General features: G+C 71.9%; 16 protein-coding genes. All 16 read right to left on the reverse strand.

Annotated elements, in window-relative coordinates; all coding sequences use genetic code 11:
- Positions 1–177: 177 nt before the first annotated feature.
- Entirely contained in the window at positions 178–459 is a 282-nt protein-coding gene (locus TNCT6_RS28155; protein ID WP_141363435.1) for a hypothetical protein, read from the reverse strand.
- 39 nt (positions 460–498) lie between these two features.
- Positions 499–1,356 (reverse strand): phytanoyl-CoA dioxygenase family protein, encoded by an 858-nt coding sequence (locus TNCT6_RS28160; protein WP_141363437.1) that lies wholly within the window; start codon positions 1,354–1,356, stop codon positions 499–501.
- Positions 1,353–3,473: a phosphoketolase gene (locus TNCT6_RS28165; protein ID WP_141363439.1), complete on the reverse strand. Its 2,121-nt coding sequence runs from the start codon at positions 3,471–3,473 to the stop codon at positions 1,353–1,355. The genes TNCT6_RS28160 and TNCT6_RS28165 overlap by 4 nt, the downstream gene beginning before the upstream one ends.
- The gene (locus TNCT6_RS28170) at positions 3,463–4,116 is read right to left on the reverse strand and encodes an L-threonylcarbamoyladenylate synthase (protein WP_141363441.1); all 654 of its coding nucleotides are present in this window, start codon (positions 4,114–4,116) and stop codon (positions 3,463–3,465) included. The genes TNCT6_RS28165 and TNCT6_RS28170 overlap by 11 nt, the downstream gene beginning before the upstream one ends.
- Before the next feature lie 14 nt (positions 4,117–4,130).
- Positions 4,131–4,901 carry a phytanoyl-CoA dioxygenase family protein gene (locus TNCT6_RS28175; protein WP_141363443.1) on the reverse strand — a complete coding sequence of 257 codons (771 nt, stop codon included), beginning with the start codon at positions 4,899–4,901 and terminating at the stop codon, positions 4,131–4,133.
- Positions 4,902–4,977: 76 nt separating this feature from the next.
- Positions 4,978–5,757: a trans-aconitate 2-methyltransferase gene (locus TNCT6_RS28180; RefSeq protein WP_141363445.1), complete on the reverse strand. Its 780-nt coding sequence runs from the start codon at positions 5,755–5,757 to the stop codon at positions 4,978–4,980.
- Positions 5,754–6,428, reverse strand: coding sequence for an HAD hydrolase-like protein (locus TNCT6_RS28185; protein WP_253266242.1), 675 nt, complete (start codon positions 6,426–6,428; stop codon positions 5,754–5,756). The genes TNCT6_RS28180 and TNCT6_RS28185 overlap by 4 nt, the downstream gene beginning before the upstream one ends.
- A gap of 20 nt (positions 6,429–6,448) precedes the next feature.
- Entirely contained in the window at positions 6,449–6,877 is a 429-nt protein-coding gene (locus TNCT6_RS28190; protein WP_253266243.1) for a hypothetical protein, read from the reverse strand.
- A gap of 20 nt (positions 6,878–6,897) precedes the next feature.
- Positions 6,898–7,950, reverse strand: a complete 1,053-nt coding sequence (locus tag TNCT6_RS28195; protein WP_141363449.1) for an enolase C-terminal domain-like protein — start codon at positions 7,948–7,950, stop codon at positions 6,898–6,900.
- Positions 7,937–9,055: a hypothetical protein gene (locus TNCT6_RS28200; protein WP_141363451.1), complete on the reverse strand. Its 1,119-nt coding sequence runs from the start codon at positions 9,053–9,055 to the stop codon at positions 7,937–7,939. The genes TNCT6_RS28195 and TNCT6_RS28200 overlap by 14 nt, the downstream gene beginning before the upstream one ends.
- Before the next feature lie 108 nt (positions 9,056–9,163).
- On the reverse strand, positions 9,164–10,336 hold the full coding sequence (locus tag TNCT6_RS28205; protein ID WP_141363453.1) for a bifunctional class I SAM-dependent methyltransferase/NUDIX hydrolase: 1,173 nt from the start codon (positions 10,334–10,336) through the stop codon (positions 9,164–9,166).
- A 31-nt stretch (positions 10,337–10,367) separates the two neighbouring features.
- Complete coding sequence (locus tag TNCT6_RS28210) at positions 10,368–11,270, reverse strand: NUDIX domain-containing protein (protein ID WP_141363455.1); 903 nt, start codon at positions 11,268–11,270, stop codon at positions 10,368–10,370.
- Positions 11,271–11,402: 132 nt separating this feature from the next.
- Positions 11,403–12,671, reverse strand: a complete 1,269-nt coding sequence (locus TNCT6_RS28215) for a M15 family metallopeptidase (RefSeq protein ID WP_253266244.1) — start codon at positions 12,669–12,671, stop codon at positions 11,403–11,405.
- Positions 12,668–14,152: an NUDIX domain-containing protein gene (locus tag TNCT6_RS28220; RefSeq protein ID WP_141363457.1), complete on the reverse strand. Its 1,485-nt coding sequence runs from the start codon at positions 14,150–14,152 to the stop codon at positions 12,668–12,670. The genes TNCT6_RS28215 and TNCT6_RS28220 overlap by 4 nt, the downstream gene beginning before the upstream one ends.
- Before the next feature lie 57 nt (positions 14,153–14,209).
- Entirely contained in the window at positions 14,210–15,346 is a 1,137-nt protein-coding gene (locus TNCT6_RS28225) for an NUDIX hydrolase (protein WP_141363459.1), read from the reverse strand.
- 77 nt (positions 15,347–15,423) lie between these two features.
- Entirely contained in the window at positions 15,424–16,719 is a 1,296-nt protein-coding gene (gene fxlM, locus TNCT6_RS28230) for a methyltransferase, FxLD system (RefSeq protein WP_172633057.1), read from the reverse strand.
- Positions 16,720–16,723: the final 4 nt, after the last annotated feature.

Consider the following 16,723-nt stretch of genomic DNA (forward strand, 5'->3'; position numbering starts at 1 on the left):
CCGTCGGGAACGGAGCCGAGGCGGACGCGGCGGAAGGCGAGGCGCAGGTCGGCGATGTCGATCCGGCCGTGGTGAGCAGCCACATGCTCCAGCAGCCGGGTCGCTTCGTCGCGGTCCGCGGGGGCCTGCTCGCTCCGGTTGCCGCTGTTGAAGTGGGCGACCGACGGGGCAGGTCGCCTAGGACGCCGGCGCGCGCCACTTGAAGTAATGGACGCACGCCAGGCGGCCGCGGTCAGGCGGGTGCGCGGTGCGAGCCGGAAGCGACGGTGACGTCGTGCCGAGTGAGGGTGATCCTGCGGGGGCCGCCGTGAAGGAGCTGCTGGGTGAGGTGGCCGCCGAGGGATGCGTGGCGTCGAGACCGGTGTCCGGCGCCCAGGTGATGTCGCCGTCGGCGGCGATCCGGTCGCGCATGAGTCCGACGAGGAAGGATTGTCCGGCTTCTTCGGCGACGGCGATCATCTCGGGCGGCGGTTGGTCGATGAATCCTCCAACGCTCGGCTAGCGCGTCTGGGCCGACACGGAAATCCACGGGCCGGTCTCCCACCATGAGCGGATGGGGGCGGCTCCGCGGCCCTTGGCGAGGGATCCGTCCGGGTGGCGGTCGGGCAGGCCGAGGAGCTGCTGCTCGATGGGGGTAAGCGCGAAGTCCTTCTGGAGGTTGGTGGCGGGGTCGTCGACGGGGTGGAGCCAGCGGTATCCGTACTGGAGCATCAGGGCGATGCGGGGGCGGCCGGAGAGGTTGATGCCTCCGGTGTGCCAGGTCCGGTTCTCGAACAGGACGGCGTCGGTTCCGGTGATGTCGGGGGTGATGGCGCCGGGAGGGTCGATGGCTCCGGTGGGAACGATGGGTTCTTCGGTGAGGCGGTGGCTGCCGGGGAGGAACATGGTCAGCCCGCAGTCGGGAGTGACGGGGGTGAGGTAGTGGGCGGCCTTGATGGCCATGCGGGGGGTGTGGGGGAAGCCGAGGTCGGCGGTGACGCCGTACATGTCGCGGTGCCAACCGTGGCGCTCGGGGATGCGGATGGTGCGGGGCGGACCGCTTGGCAGGGCGATGAGGTGGGCCGACAGCAGGTGGATGTTCGGGCTGAGAAGCTTGACGACGGTGGGCAGGACGGCGGGGTTGGCCAGGAGCGGGAGGAAGGCGCAGTCGAGGTTGAGGCATCCGCGGAAGCCGTCCTTGCCGTCGCCTCCTCGGTCGCGGCCCTGGGTGATGTCGCCGGCCAGCAGCTTCTCGGCGGAGGTCAGGAGCTGGTCGCGCAGGGCCGGGGTGATCGCGCCGCGGATGACCGCGTACCCGTCGCGTTCGAAGGCGGCGATGGCGTCGGCGTCGGGGGCGACGGGCGGGAGCATGCTCATGGGACCGGTATCTCCTCCGGGGTGTCGGTGAGGGTGGTAGCGAGCTGCCACAGGCCGGCGTCGTCGAGGCCGCAGAGCTGACGAAGGCGGCCCTGGGAGACGGGGCGGCCGGGGTCGCGGTAGCCGAGGACGGTGAGCCGGGGCCCGGGATGGCGGCGGCCGAGGAGAGCGTGGATGTCGGCCGGGTGCCCGCTGGTGGCCAGGACGAGCGGCGCCCGAGTGCCGAAGCTGCGGGCGAACGCGTCCGGGGCGAGGGCGAGGGGGCGGGTGCCGTCCTCGGCGAGGGCCGTGAGGTCGTGGACGTGGACGTACCGCAGGCGCACGTCCGGGCGTTCGGCGCGCAGCCGTCGGGCCAGAGTGGTCAGGGCCTCGGCGGGCAAGTCGCCGGCGGAGGCGAGGATCAGGTCGGGCTCGCCGGGGCTGGGGTGGGTCAGGTGGGGCCAGATCGCGATGCCGTGCCGCAGCTCCTCGTCGAGGGTCTCCAGCGGGTGGTGGACGGTCGTGTGCTTGCCGGCGACGACGAGCGTGCACCGATCGAGCTTGCGCAGGGCGAAGGTGAGCGCGGCGGCGGTACGCGAAGGGTCGGCGGGGGTCAGGACGTGGAGCGTGGAGTCGCCGCCGGCCAGAAGTGCCGAGGTGAGGCTGGGGTTTTGGTGGGTGAGGGTGTTGTGCCAGCCCAGGCTGGTCAGGAGGTAGACCAGGCTGGGCAGCGGGGCGAGCCCGGCATGCCGGCGCACCGCCCGGTGCTTGAGCTGCTGCTGGACGAGACTGAGGGTGATCGGCGCGAACGCCTCGTAGGTGGCGACGAGCGCGTGCCGACCGGTCTCCGTGTAGCCCTGGGCCCAGGCGTGGCACAGCTCCTCGCTCAGCACCTCCACCGCCCACGGCACCGGGCGACCGTCCTCGTCGGTGAGGTCGAGGCGGTTGGAGGCCAGCTCGTCGGGGCTGAACACGCGGAACGGTCCCTGCTGGGAGCGGGCCCGCAGGACCTCGGGGACCACCTGCGCGAACGGGCGGCCGGCGGCGTGGGCGGCGACCTGGGTGGAGGCGGCGACGCAGCCGCGCGGCGCCGGGAGGCCGGCAGGCTCGGGCCGGGGCTGCGGGAGCGCGGGCAGCAGGTGCGGCCGGGGCCGGCCGCTGGGGTTGAGGAGGTGGGTGGGCTGGTAGGAGGCCAGCCACTCGGCGAGCGCGTCGCACTCGGCGCGTACCGCGGCCGGGTCGCGCAGCGGCGTCTTGTGGACCGCCGGGGTGCTGGCGAGGTGGGCGGGCGCGCCGTGGCCCTTGTCCAGGGTGAGGACCAGGACGCTCGACGGCCCCGGGATGCCTAGGGGCTGGGCGGCGCCGAGCGTGTCGGCCACCGCCTGGCGGAGCTGGCCGATGTCGAGCCCGTCGCTGTAGACGGGCCGGTGACCGAGGCCGGTGAAATAGTCGGTGAGTTCGGTGCGGCTCAGGGTGGACAGCACGCTCGGCCCGCCCATGCGCAGCCCGTTGAGCAGGACGACGGGAAGGACGGTGCCGTGGTCGCCCGTACCGTGTAGCGCGCGGGTGGCGAGCCAGGAGGCGGCGGTCGTTCCGGTCTCGCACTCGCCGTCGCCGATCAGGACCACGGACAGCCGGTGGGGTGCGTCGAGGACGGTGCCCTGTCCGATCGCGAGGGCGGGTCCGAGCTGGCCTCCGGTGTGCAGGTGGCCGGGGATCATCGGGGTGATCTCCCCGCCGATGTCGGCCCGGGGGAAGCCCGCGACGAGTTCGCGCAGTCCGGCCTCGCCCTGGCGCAGGTGGGGATGGGAGTGTCCGAGTCGGCCGGTGAGGTAGGCGTGGGCGAGGGCGGAGGGCCCGGCGTGCCCGGCGCCGTGCAGGACGTGCAGCTCGTAGCCGTCGGGGACGGCCGCCTGGAGCGGGCCCAGGGCGGCGAGCATCCTGTTGACGGGCGGGCACACGCCCCAGTGCCCGGCCGGTCGGGGCTTGATGTCGGCCGGGGCCAGGGGCCGGGCCAGGAGCGGGTTGTCGTGCAGGTAGAGCTGGGCGAGACAGAGGTAGTCGAGCGCGTCGGCGACGGCGGCCACCGACGCGTCGGGCACCAGGCGGTTCGTGCGGCGGGCGAGGTCAGCCCACATGCGGTCCTCCTGCCAGGGCGAGAGCGGCTTCGACGGCGCGGGCGTGGATGGTGCCCTCCCGCTCCAGGCGGGCTGCGGCGCCCGCGGGGCAGTCGACGATGGTCATGTGCCGGCCCTGCGGGCAGATCCCGCCGTCGACGACCGCGGCGATCCCGGCCCCCGTGGTCCGCTCGAAGCCTGCGACCTGGGCCGCGGTGAGCGCCGGGTGGTCCGCGTCGCCGGCGGCGGGGGTGGAGATGCTGCACACGGCGGCGGTCAGCGGTTCGCCGGCCAGGGCGACTAGCTGGCCCAGGATCCCGTCGGGGCATCCGACGAGCGCCGGGGAACCGACTGCCGCGACGGTCTCGGCACCCGGCTTCCACGGAAGGCGCAGCCCGAGCTCCCCAGGCCACAGGCCGCCGGCCAGCAGCCGGGCGTCGCCGCTCAGGTCGAACAGGGCCTCGGCCGTGGCCGAGGAGTCGAGCAGGAGCAACAGCGGCTTGGCGGTGGGGCGCTGCTTGGCGCGGAAGACCGCGTTCGTGGCGGCGGGGTCGGCGGCGCGGGCACACAGCATGTACCAGCGCGCGGTGGGCACGGCGACCATCGGCCCGGCGGCCAGGAGCCGGGCCGCGTCGGCGAGTTGGTCGGGGGCGAGGACGTCCATGGTGCTCTGCCCTCTCACGCAGTGCCGGGGCGGGTGAGGGCGGCGAGCGCCGGGTACTCCAGCCACGGGTCCGACAGGGCGCGCAGGGCGAGGTCGGGGTGCTGGGCGTGGTGGACGCGGAAGTACGCCATCACCCGCGGGATGCTGCTGGTGTTGATGCCGACCCGGTGCGGGACGAGGTGGTGCATCACGATCACGTCGCCGGGCCCGGCGGTGAGAGCGGTGCCGTCCTGGATATCGATGTCGTCGGGGGTCTGGGCTGGCTGCCCCAGGACCCAGTCCGTGGCGAAGTACCGGGCCATCCGGTGGTGCCCGCCGGGTACGTAGTGCAGAGCGCCGGCGTCCGCGGTGGCGCTGCCGTCCAAGACGACGCCGACGATGAAGCTGAACGTGCGCAGGTCGCGCGGTTCCAGGTGGGGGCAGGAGACGCCGTCGATGTGCATCCGCTTCACGGGCTGCTCGGCGCCGTGCGGAAGTCGGATCTGGATCTGCGCCCGGGTGACCGGGGCGGGCGTCGCGGGTCGCAGAAGGTCTTCGGCCAGCTCTGTAAGGCCGCTGCGCTGGTAGAGGGCGAGGAGGTCGGGGTGCTCCTCCAGCTGGGGGGCGAAGCTGCGTTCGGTGTAGGCGGTGAGCCGCGTGGGGTCGTACGCCTCGGCCAGCCAGCCGCCGACGAGGTCACGGGCCCGGGACAGGACGGCGCCGTGGACCAGGCCACGGCGTATGAGGACGCCGTCGGCGACGAACCGGCGACGCTCGTCGTCGCTCCACGCCACAGGACTGGGCATGCTGGATCTCCTTCCGGAAGGACACGGGGCCGGGGCGGGAAGACAGCCGCCCCGGCGCGAAGGGCTGGGGAGCGGGTCAGCCGCGGCGGCCGAGGACGACCTGGAAGGAGGCGTGCTCGATCAGACCGCCGGCGGCGGTGTGCTCGTCGAGCAGGACGCGGGCGCGGCGCTCGAAGTCGTCGACCTGCTCACCGAACAGCGGCCGAGCGGCGAAGCTGGTCGAGTACAGGTAGCCGATCACCGCCTCGGTGGTCCACTCCCGCTCGACGGCGATGATGTGTTCCTCGACCTGACCGAACGCGGACTCGGCGAGGATGTCGCGGTACGGCCGGTTGTGCGCCGCGTACTTCTTGCCCACCCCGGCCCGCCGTTCCTCGCCCAGGTACTCCTGGATCAGGGCGCGCAGGGCGTCGGTCCACTCGGTGCGCGCGGTCCACAGGCTGCCGTCGCCCATGACCGCGACGGTCGCGTCCGGCGCGGTCATGCCCTCCAGGCGCGACAGCACCACGCCCTGCTTCATCCAGTGGAACGCCCTGCAGACCGTGACGAGGTCGGCCCGGTAGGAGGCGGGCGGGGTGAACTCCTCGGCGGAGGTGTTGTGCAGGCGGACGGTGACCGGCATCCCGGCGAGCGCCTTGTCGGCCTCGCCGAGCATGCCCGCGTCCTGCTCGACGACGTCGATCTCCGTCATCTTCCCGGCCAGGGCCAGGGGGACCTGTCCGGTGCCGGACCCGAGGTCGAGCAGGGCCCGGTGCTCCTTGCCGGCCACCCGCCGTGCGAGCAGCTCGACGGCTTCCTTCGGGATGCCGGGCCGGTAGGCGGCATAGAACGGGGCAGTGGTGTCGAACTGGCTCACGGGGTGGAACTCCTGATCATGTGGGTTGACGGAAGGGTGGTCTGCTCGATGTGCTCGACCGCACGGGTGAGGTCCGGTACGACCGTGACCCGGCCGGGGTGCTCGGCCAGCAGCCGGAGTGCCTCGGACGACCCGGTGCGGGGGGTGATCCACAGGGCGTGGGCTCCAGCGGCGAGGGCGCCGCGTACGTCGTAGTCGAGGCTGTCGCCGACGTGCAGCACCTCCGCGGGATCCCGGCCGTGCAGCCGGGCGACAGTCTCCACGGCGCGAGCGTCGGGTTTGGCGAACCCGAGTTGCCACGACGGGTGATGGGCCCGGAGGTGAGGGGCGAGGAGTGCTGCGACGTCGGTCTCCTGCTCGTCCCAGTGGCTCACGTTCGACAGGGTGACCACCGGCACGACCCGGGCGACCCGTGCCACCGCCTCCACCGCTCCGGGCCACAGGGCGAAGCCGGGCGGGCGGTGGTCGTGGGGGAAGGCGGACGGTGCGATCCCCAGAGCGGCACACACCGTCTGCGGTGCTGTCGCATCGCGGCGCGGGTCCAGGGCATGCAGGAGCTGCTGAGCGACCTGCTTCGCCCGCCGGGCCGGGAGCGGGGACAGCTCCACCAGCCGCTGCGTCAGCGTCGTCCCGGACGGCTCGCCCAGGGTGTATCCGACATCGAGGCTCACCAGCCGCACCGCAGCCGCGTTCACGACGGACCCGCCAGAGCCGCGATGATCATGCCGATCCGCTCGGTGCGCACGGGCCCGGAGTCGGCTTCGCTGAGGAAGGTCAGCAGGTGCCGGGCTTCGGCCGGCGACCAGCCGCTGGTGTCGACACCCGCCTCAGCAGCGGCCTGGGCGAGGTCGGCGGGGATCGTCGGCGGGCGGGCGCCGTGCGGAATCAGCAGTGTGCCGCTCCACTCCTCGCCAGCCTGTGCCCGGGGCAGGACGGATACGAGGGGCGCAAGGACAGTGACGTCATCGAACGTGAGGATCCTGACCGGGAGTTCAGGAAGGTGCACTGGCTGGTCGAGGCGAAGGGTCGTGGACAGGAAGGTATCGTGTCCGCTCAGCCGCTCGTCCACGACAAACAGCACGGTCCCTTCGCGCCGCTCCAGTCGGCCGTGGATCGCCAACTCGCCTGTGTGCCTGGGCATTACCGACGCACCTCCATCCCGAGACCGGGCCGGTTGGGAAGAGCGACATGCCCGCCGTCCGGCCGAAGCGTGCCGCGCAGCGTCCGCTGCCGGCGTGGCTCCCACACCACCTGGTACTCCACCGCGCCCGCCGCATCTGGGAAGGCGGCGGCAAGGTGCACGGCGGGCAGGAACGCCCGGCCGTGCAGGTGGACGGGCACTCTCGCTTCGTGGGCGGCGCAGAGCCAGGTACGCGCTTCGGTGATCCCGCCGCACCACACCGCGTCGAACGTGAACGCCTCCGGCCGGCAGTGCTCCAGCAGGGCCCTGGCGTCCTCCGCATGGGACAGCCGCTCGCCGAACGCGACCCGAAGACCTTCCGTCTGTCGGCGCAGCTGTCGGTACGCTGCCTGGTCCGTTCGCGGGAGCGGGTCCTCCACCCAGCGCACCGTCTCCGGAATGAGGAGCGGTGCGATCTCCGTCGTCCGCAGGTGGCCCCACGTACCCAGGGCGTCCACCGCCACTCTGTGCCCCGCCCACGTCGCCGCACGTTCGGCCAGTAGCACCATCTCGGCGGCTTCTGCGCCGCCGCGTAGGGCCCACTTGGTGAAGGTGAACCCCTCGTCGGCGGTCGTCTTGACGGACTCGGCGGCTGAGTCGGCGGCCAGGTCCAGGGAGAGCCAGGAGGCGTAGACCGGCACCCGTGGTGCGGGCCGGTTGCTGAGCAGGGCCGCGACCGGAAGGTCGGCGAGGCGGCCGTGCAGGTCCCACACCGCGCAGTCCAGCGCCCCGACCGCCCAGCGCCCGAGCCCCGCCGCGTGCGGACCGAGTTCGGCCAGGAGCCTGCGCAGCAGACCTGTGTGGTCGGTCACTGGGTGTCGCAGCGCGCTCTGGCCGAGCCGTGTGGCGACGAGTGCGGCGGGCAGCTCGTCGACCGGGGCGAATACCCCGTTAACTCCGCCGGCTTCGACCACTACCGCGAACCGGCTGTCGCCCGCCTTCCACGGACCGGCCACGCTCTCGTCGAGGCGCTCGACCCGCACCCGGTCGATGACCGCGTCAGCGGGGTCCATCGACGAGGTCCTTTCCCGCGTAGGTGAAGTACCACAGCGGCCGGTAGCACTCCCAGCCCACCGGCTGCAGTCCGGTCTCCGCCATAGCCCGCTCGATCACCGTACGCGCCTGCAGGTAGTACTCCAGGCTCTCCGCGCCCGGCGTCCGCATCCCCTGCATGATCACCGTATGTGCCTGGAAGACCTGGACGTTCGGGAACGCGGTGACCTCGCCCGCCAGCTCGTTCACCCCGCGCATGAGGTCTTCCATCGGGTCCAGGCCGGCGATGTACGTGTATGAGGTGTCCAGCCCTGCCTTACGCGCCCGCGTCAGCAGGTCCGGCATCTGCTCCGGCCGAAGGTCGGCCTTGGTCGCCTTCATCAGGGCCTCCCGCCGGGTGAAGTGCTCGGCCGTCAGCCTGAGCACGAACGGGGACACCTGCGACGCGATGGTCTCGAACGCCTCGTCGGTGCGCAGCACGGAGGTGAGGAAGCCGATCCGAGCCGTGACACCGGCCCGCTCCAGAGCAGGCCGCAAGGCAATCAGGTGCGCGACGGCGGCCTCCTCCCGCTCGAAGCAGCCGGTGGAGACGGTGACCTCCTCCAACTCGGCCAGGTTGCGGCGGGGGTGCTGCTCGCCGAGGGCACGCAGCAGGGCGTCGAGCCCCTGGTCCTCCTGCATCCTCGGATCGGCGGCTGCCTCCAGGGTGTTCGGGCACCAGCCGCACCCGACGCACCGGCTGCGGGCGTTGGGGTTGAGGGTCGCGGCCCGGCCGCTGTTGCGGAAGTACCCCCCGACCGCCTCGTCGGCATCGATGCGCTCGACGTGCGCGACCACCGAGCCGTTCAGCGACAGCTCGTCGCCCCGGAGCCGGAACGGGCTGGCCGGCTGGTTCAGCGGGACGATGATCTGCCAGGCAACGTGGGGGCGGCGTACGAGGCGGAGGTTGACCCGGGCCCGGTGACGGTCCTGGTCGGAGGTGATCCCGTACAGGTTGACGGCGATCAGCAGCACGTCCTCGACGGGGACTCCGTGGCGCAGGGCAGCCTGCTCCAGATCATGTAGGCGGTCGGTGCCGACGGCGCTGTCCGAGGGTATGGACCGGCGCAGCGAGAGAGGCGACATGGAGAACTCCAACTTGAGCTTGAGCGGTGGTGTGTTGCTACTGAGGGCGCGGCACTTACGTCGTGTCGCGGGAGGACATCGGTGCCGGCTGTTGTGCCAATGCGCCGCCTACTTGGCTGAGGCGAAGGCAGTGAAGTGCGCCGGCGGGTGGTCGATGGGCAGGTCGGGCCGCCAGGCGGTGAGGATCTGGGCGCTGCATACGAACAGGCCGTCGGGGAGCTGATCGAGCGGGTACCACGCCCAGTCGCCGACGCTCTCGCCCGGCTGCGTGGTCGGCTGCCCTTGCCAGGCGTGGACGAGCGCGCCGACGGTGACCCGCAGGACACCTTCGACGCGGTCGACGAGCGTTCCCAGGAGCCCCACGTCGCCGGTCCGAGCGACCAGACCGGTCTCCTCAGCGAGTTCGCGGATCACCGCGTCCTCGAAGGATTCCCCGGCCTCCACGCTTCCGCCGGGCAGTTCGAGGGTGCCGCGGCGGTGCCGGCCCAGCAGGATGCCCTGCTCGCTGAGCAGGATCGCTCCGACACCGACGGCCGCGTGGGCGGCCGGCGCTCGGGTGCTGCGGGGCCGGCTGGACACGCGCGCCGGTCGGTCGGGCAAGCGCCGGGCGCGGATGAGCTGCTGGATGACCGTGGCGCTCGCGTCGGGGTGCGGGAGCAGGTCGATGGCCTCGACGCGGAAGCCGTACTCGGTGAGCAGGTCCTCCCACAGCTGCGGTGCCAGGACCCACATCTGCGTCGGCAGGGGCGGGTCGTCGCGCAGTAGGATCATCTGCTCGCACGGCGCCACCTCGGTGGACGGACCGCGGCCGTGCAGGTCGGTGTGCAGGAGCGAGAGGATCAGCGGGGCGCCGGGACGCAGGCCGTTGCGCAGTGCGGGCAGCGAGCGGTGCGGGTCGATGAAGGCGAGCGTCCCGATCGCGTACGCGGCGTCGAACGGCACGGCTCCGGCCAGGTACTTGGTTACGTCTGCCTGGACGAACTCCACGCCTTCCACGTCCGCGTGGGCGCCGACGGCGCGTTCGTGCTGGGTTGGGGACAGTTCGATGCCGGTGACGCGGGCTCCGTGTGCCTGGGCGAGGTGGACGGCGTGGTGGCCGGCTCCGGAGCCGATGTCCAGGACGCGGCGGCCGGTGACGGCGCCGAGGATTTCTGCTCCCGGTCCGATCCCTTCCCAGGGTGTCCAGCCGAGCTGGTCGGGGATGGGCGGGGTGTAGGCGCGGGCCAGTTGGCGCTGGCCGTAGAGCTGCCAGGCCCGGGTGTTGGTCTCCTCGGCGGGCACGATTGCCTCCTGGTGGGCGGGTGTTCAGGGGTCAGGTGTGCGTGATCAGGTAGGCGGGGCCCTCGCCGCGCCGGGCTCGTTCGATGGAGTCGAGGCGGGCGAAGGCGCGCGGCGCCATCAGCTCCTGCCAGGTCGCGAGGTCGTGGACGGCCCACATGTCGTGCTCTGCGGGGTCGAGGCGGATCCGGCCGAGCTGGTCGGCGGTCAGTCGGCCTCCGTCGAAGATGAGCCCCACCTTGTTCAGCGGTTGGCGCGGTCCGGCGTGCAGGAAGTGCGTCAGGAGCAGCTTCGGCGTGTGCAGACCGAGTTCGAGGCCGGTCTCCTCGACCGCTTCGCGCAAGGCGGTCTGCAGCGGGTCTTCGCCCGGGGCGTCGAGGTTGCCGCCCGGGAACTGCCAGAGTCTCGAGCCGTAGACGGAGCGGAGCTGGACCGGCCGGTCGTGCTCGTCGCGGATGTAGAGGCAGCCGTACACCGTGTGGTGGGGGACGGTCTGCGCGTACTCCTCGGCCGTCATAGGCATGGGGCGGCCGGGCTGGGCCGGGCGGTGGTCGAATGTGAGGGCGAGGACGCCGAGGGCTTCCTTGGCGGGCGGGTAGATGCTGCGGAGGTTGGCGAGTAGCTCTCCGGGCGGCGCGTCCGGGTCGATGCGTACGGGGGCCTCCGAGCTGAGCAGGTCCTCGAAGGAGGGGTACGGGGTGATCCGCTGCACGATGATGTCGAGTTTCCGACCGGTGTCCCGGTCGTGGAAGACGACCGTGTCGCCGGCGGCGACGGCGCGCTTGTTCGGGGTGGCCACCCTCACTTCGACCGTCTTGCGGCCTGCTTCTACTTGGCGGTAGTACCGCCCGAGCAGGTGCATGTGGTGCTCGCGTGGTTCCTCTCCGGCCGCCGGACTCGGGACGGCTGGGATCGCCTGCTGGGTGTCATCAGGCATATGTGCCTCCGTTCGATGTGTTCCGTCCGCCGCGGTCGTGCGGTCGTGGGGTCGCGACCGGGTCAGGGGGGCCGCGCTCCTGTGTTTCCGGCTCGGCGTGGGGGCAAGGAAGCGGACGAGGGTGCCGGTGCGTTAGGGCAGTTCGATCGGTCCGTAGCGCGCGTGCGGCTCCTGCCGCATCAGCGCGTCGTACCGGTCCGCTACCGAGAAGTGCCAGAACTCGGTTCCATAGTTCGTAAAGCCCGCGTTCTCCATGGCGTTGAGCAGCAGCGTGCGGTGGTGACGCGCCTGATCGCTGAGGTTCGGGGCGTGCGTGAAGCAGGCCCCGTCGCTCTCCTCTGGGGAGGCATTGACACGGGTGCCGAGGTCGAGTTCGTGGCCGTCTTGGTCGACGAGGGTGACGTCCACTGCCGCGCCCGCGGAGTGGGGCGCGATCTCCGGCGGCGACACGTACCGGCTGGCGGCCTGGTGCAGATGCTCAGCTGTCCAGTCGGGGTGGGCGGCGGCCAGCTCGTCCCGGTACTCGGTGAAGTAGCGCTGCTGGAGGGAAAACGGCCGGTAGCCCTCGATGAAGAGCAGGTCGGTGCCGGCGGGCAGGAGCGAGCGGGCGTGCTCCAGCCGGGCCAGGACGCTCTCGCGGATGTGGGCGAACGCACCCAGGGGATCCTGCTTGCGGGGATCGACGCGGAAGTCGTGGTCACGTACGTCGACGAGCGGCTCCCCGCACTCGCGCACCGGGATCGCGGCGACTTGCGGATCGGACATCAACACCAGAGGGTTCATCGAGTCTCCCTGTGGCGGCTTGCACTGCGGGGGCGGGACAGGGGAGGCAGAGGCCAGATCGGTTTCGCGCAGGATCCGCGCGACGGTGTCCTGCAGCGTGCTGTCGGCCGGGATCACGGTCTCCAGACCGCCGGGCAGCAGATCCAGCTCGCGGTACCAGGAGGCAAGGTGGTTGTCGGTGACTTGCGCCAGGTACGCGGCATTCGCCTTCGACGCGTGTCGGGCAAACGTCGTTTCCAGCGGCACGTCCAGGTAGTAGCAGCGGGAGACGCCGCGGTGATCCCGTACCAGAGACGTGATCATGTGGCTGTAGCGATCGGCGTACAGGATCCCTTCGAGCACGACGTGAAAGCCGGCGTCCAGGGCTTCGCGTGCGATGCTGCCCAGCAGGGCGATGTTGGCGCCGCGCGCGGTGTCGTGTTCCCTGAGCACGTTCCGGCGGATCACGTCCTGGCCCACGACCGCGATACCGCGGCCGTAGTGATCTCGCAGTCCCTGGGCCACGCTTGACTTGCCTGACGCCGAGTTGCCGCGGATCACCACGAGGCGGGTGTCCGGACGTCCGGCCGCAGTTGCAGCGGACACGCGACAGGGTGCGCCGCTCGGTGTGCCGGTCATGCGGGCCAGCCCGTCTCGCTGTACAGCTCCCCGTTCTGGATCTTTTCGATGGCCACCCGGGTGTAGCAGACGAGGTCGTCGGGGAGCGCGGCAGGGTCCCAGAATCTCCACTGGGTGCACTTGTCCGGCTCGCGCAGCTCCGGCTCGCCGCTCCAGCTCCGGGCGCGGAAGAACAGGCCCATGCGGGGCCGGTCCCCGGCCTTGTCGATGTGGTGGACGACGTGGACGAGTTCGACGTCCTGGCGCTCGATGTGCAGGCCGGCTTCCTCCCGGGCCTCCCTGATCAGGCCGGCGATGGCGTTCTCCTGCTCGCAGTGACCGGCCAGGACGTGCCAGGTGGACGGCGCAAACGCTGAGTCGGGGTGACGCAGTCCGAGCAGCACCGTCCCGTCGGACCGCTCCAGGTAGAGGTGGACGCCGATGACGTTGAGGACCGTGCCATGCGGCGAAGTCCGGCGCTCCTTCTGTGGTGCGAGCCCGCTCTGCGCCGCGGCGCTGGCCGGGAGGCTGGCGGCGTGGCGCCGTACGAGGTCGCTGGTGGTGTCGGCGATACGGAGGCGGTGGAGGTCTGAGGGGGTAAACCAGGCGAGCATCACCCCTTCCGTCAGGTGGAGTTCGCGGGGGTCGCCGTTCCAGCGGCCGGCGTAGATGGCGATGGGCACGGTCGCGCCGTCGTCGTTGGAGGCGTACTCGGTGCCGAAGGGGGTCAGGTCAGCGATGTCGAGGCCGGCTTCCTCGGCCGGTTCGCGCCGCACGGTGTGTTCCAGGGCGGCGTCCTGGGGCTCTCGGCCGCCGCCCAGCAGGGACCACATGCCCGGCTCCCAGATCCGGCCGGGGAAGTAGTCGCGCAGGTGGAGCAGGTACTCGCCGCGGTCGTTGTAGATCAGGGCCGAGGCGTTGGCCGTCTCCGGTTCGGCTGCCGGCGGGAGCTTGAGCAGCTTCTCGCGCAGGGTTGGGGAGGTCACCCGGTCCACGGGACGCCACTCGATGCCGCCGACCTCTTCCTTCTGCAGTACCACCGGCACCTCGGTCGCGTTGTGCAGACGGAAGAGGAACCGCAGGTCGAAGTGGACGTGGCCGGGTTCGCCTTTGCCCGGGTGGGCGTCGATGTCGTGAATGTCGATGTCGAACGGCACGGTCTCGTAGCCGGGCCACGGCGTGACGGCCTGGGGCGGGATCCCGGTCTCCTCGTGCAGCTCCCGCAGCGCCGCTGCGGGAAGGGACTCGTCGGCGGGCTCCGTGTGTCCGCCGGGGGCGAGGACCTTCCCGCTCGCCAGGTGCAGCACGTGCAGGACGCGCCCGAGTCGGTCGACGACGAACGCGCCGCAGGTGACGTGCCCGGTGAAGGTGGAGCGGCTGGCGATGTTGTCGCCGGTCCGGTCGAGGGCAACCAGGAGGGCGCCGAGCTGTGCGCGCTCGTGAGGGTGGCGCGCGAGATAGGCGTCAACGGTGGTGCGGATGTGGTTGTGCGACAACGGCATGGGGCTACCTCAGCGGGGCGTGGAGCGGGAGGAGTCGAGGCGGGGCGGTCGTTCGGGTCAGCTCAGCCGCATCCCCTCCGCCGGGATCTCTTCGACGGCGGAGGGGCGAGCGGTGGGCAGGCCCCACCGCTCGCGCGCCGTGTCCGCGGCGAGTTGGGCTTGCCGAGCGCCGGGTGGGCCCCAGCCCAGCAGGGCAGATGCCTGGGCGGGGGTGGCCAGCAGGCGGGCGAAGGGGTGGCCGGTGGCGGGGTCGACTGCCGCCGGCCCGATGGCGGTGACCGGGGCGGCCAGGCGGAGCCTCGCGTTGGGCCCCACGCCGCCGTAGACCTCGCCGGTCTCATCCAGCACCCAGCCCAGTTGCACCGGATTGGCCAGGGTGAGCTGGGCTTCCTCGGCGGCCTCGCGGTGCAGGGTGTCCTCGGGCGTCGCGTCGGTGCTCTCCACGGTGCCGCCGGGCAACATCGGCAGCGCGCCCCGAGGGCCTGGGTCGGCCACGACGACGACGCGGCCGTCGGGGACGAAGCACCACGCCCAGGCTTGCTGCACGGGCAGCCGCTCGGGGACGGGGGCGCGGTGGAGAGGGCTGTCCCACAAAGGCCGGTAGCGGACGTGGACGTCGTGCCGGTCCAGGGCCGGGACGTCGAGGATGTGCTGGCCGTCGGCGAGGTGGGCGGTGGCGGTATTCCCGAGCCGGGCACGGTAGGCGGCGAGCATGATCTGCCCGTCTACGGGGCGTAGTCGCTGCACCGCGTCCCGGGTCTCCAGGAAGGCGTAATCGGACAGCTCCTCGCGCGGGAGGCGGATTGCTTCCACCTGGTCGGGGGTGAGGGTCCCTGCGTCGAAGACGAACCGGACCTCGCCGGGGCAGGTCGTGCCGGGCTGGAGGTCGGGGTGGTGCGGGGAGAAGGAGTGGACGGCGAGCACGGCCGACAGAGGCAGATCCAGGCCCAGTTCCTCGGTGATCTCGCGCCGGCAGGTGACGTGCGGGTGTTCGCCGGCTTCGACGACGCCTCCGGGCAGCAGCCACCAGTCGTCCTTGCGGTAGGTGGGGTGCACCAGCAGGACCCGGCCGACCTCGTCGGTGATGATCGCGGCGGCGCCGAGCCACGCCGCGTGCCGGGATGCGGCGTACTGCGCTGCGGGCAGAGCTGCACGCGGTGAGACGTGATCCGAAGGGGAGACAGGAGAGGGCACGGGTCTCTGCCTTTCGCAGCGGTGGACGGGTGAACGTGCAGCACGGGGGGCGAGCGGTGATCAGTAGGCACCGTCGTTCATCCGGCGTCGCCGCTTCCGAGGGCGGTGGGACGGGCAGTGCTGCCGGGCACGATCGGCCACTCCACGGTGATGCGGGTGTGCTTCTTGGCGAACACGTGCGGCTCGTGGTCCGGGCCCGCCGGAGCACGGCCGGCTGCCGGGCTGGCGGTGATGAGGGGGTAGCGGGCGCCGCGGTGGTTGCGCTGCCAGATCTCGACCTGCTCGGCCATCTCCTGCGCGGCGACGTGCCCTTGGTCGCCGTAACCGTGGACGACGAACTCGTACCGGCCCTTGCCGTCGTCTCCGTCACCGATGCGTTCGGTGGCCAGCCGGGCGAGGGAGGCTCCACGGACGATCGCGGCGGCGGGCCAGTGCCGGGGCGGCGGGTTGAGGACCTGGTTGTCGCCGTCGGGGTCGACTTCCAGGCGGCAGAAGCCGGGCAGGGCGCCGGCGAGGTAGAACGTGAGGAGGTCGAAGGGTTCCTGGCCCCCGACAGTGATGTCGGTGCGGGTGACGGTCGGCTCGCGGTCAAAGGCGGGGGCGAGTTGGTCCACGGACAGCGGGGTGCCGTCTTCCCAGGAGAGGTGGACTCCGGTGCCGGGGACGGTGCGGCGGTTCGGGTTCCAGGCGCCGTCGCCCTGCATGGCGACGAAGCCGCAGACGATGAGTGGCTCGTCGCTATGCAGTGCCCCCTCGTTTCTGGTGAAGCCGATGGCCCAGTGGTAGCCGTGCAGGCGCAGCGGCGCGACGAGACGGCCGCCTTCGAACAGAGCGTCGATCCAGGGCAGGTCCCACGTGTCGACGGTGACCACGATGGCGTCGAATCCGCCGTCCGGCACCACTGCGGAGGGCAGGTGCTCGGCGTCCGCGGTGACCACGCTGACGTGGCGGTATCCGGCCTTGGGCAGGAAGCGAATGGCCCGCTCCGTGACGGCCGGGTCGATGTCCAGGGTGGTGACGTGACCGGTCGGACCGGTGAGTTCGGCGAGGAGGGCGGCGTTGTAGCCGCCGGAGCCGATCTCGAGGACGCGGTGGCCGGGCTGGATGCGGGCCGCTTCGAGCATGTCGGCCTGCAGCCAGGGCGCGGAGATGGAGCTGATGATGGTGCCCTCGTCGCTGCGGCGGGTGGCGACGATGTCGTTGGCGTACGCAGCGGGGAGGAGGACCTCGGGGGCGAAGGCGTGCCGGGGCACGGTGCGCAGGGCGCGGTCGACTGAGGGGGTGCGGATGTGTCCGGCAGCGGCGAGCTGGTCGGCCAGATGGTGGCGCAGGGCGGTGGCCTCGTCGAGGTCCGTGGTGGGCGGCGTGGTCACAGCG

Source organism: Streptomyces sp. 6-11-2, from assembly GCF_006540305.1.
In the GTDB taxonomy this organism is placed as follows: domain Bacteria; phylum Actinomycetota; class Actinomycetes; order Streptomycetales; family Streptomycetaceae; genus Streptomyces.

What these genes read in the sequence shown, in the direction of transcription:
- TNCT6_RS28155 (WP_141363435.1), bottom strand. Translation starts at nt 459, where the DNA reads ATGATCGCCGTCGCCGAAGAAGCCGGACAATCCTTCCTCGTCGGACTC.
- TNCT6_RS28220 (WP_141363457.1), bottom strand. Translation starts at nt 14,152, where the DNA reads ATGCCGTTGTCGCACAACCACATCCGCACCACCGTTGACGCCTATCTC.
- TNCT6_RS28170 (WP_141363441.1), bottom strand. Translation starts at nt 4,116, where the DNA reads ATGGACGTCCTCGCCCCCGACCAACTCGCCGACGCGGCCCGGCTCCTG.
- TNCT6_RS28215 (WP_253266244.1), bottom strand. Translation starts at nt 12,671, where the DNA reads ATGACCGGCACACCGAGCGGCGCACCCTGTCGCGTGTCCGCTGCAACT.
- TNCT6_RS28210 (WP_141363455.1), bottom strand. Translation starts at nt 11,270, where the DNA reads ATGCCTGATGACACCCAGCAGGCGATCCCAGCCGTCCCGAGTCCGGCG.
- TNCT6_RS28165 (WP_141363439.1), bottom strand. Translation starts at nt 3,473, where the DNA reads ATGTGGGCTGACCTCGCCCGCCGCACGAACCGCCTGGTGCCCGACGCG.
- TNCT6_RS28195 (WP_141363449.1), bottom strand. Translation starts at nt 7,950, where the DNA reads ATGGACCCCGCTGACGCGGTCATCGACCGGGTGCGGGTCGAGCGCCTC.
- TNCT6_RS28200 (WP_141363451.1), bottom strand. Translation starts at nt 9,055, where the DNA reads ATGTCGCCTCTCTCGCTGCGCCGGTCCATACCCTCGGACAGCGCCGTC.
- TNCT6_RS28175 (WP_141363443.1), bottom strand. Translation starts at nt 4,901, where the DNA reads ATGCCCAGTCCTGTGGCGTGGAGCGACGACGAGCGTCGCCGGTTCGTC.
- TNCT6_RS28160 (WP_141363437.1), bottom strand. Translation starts at nt 1,356, where the DNA reads ATGAGCATGCTCCCGCCCGTCGCCCCCGACGCCGACGCCATCGCCGCC.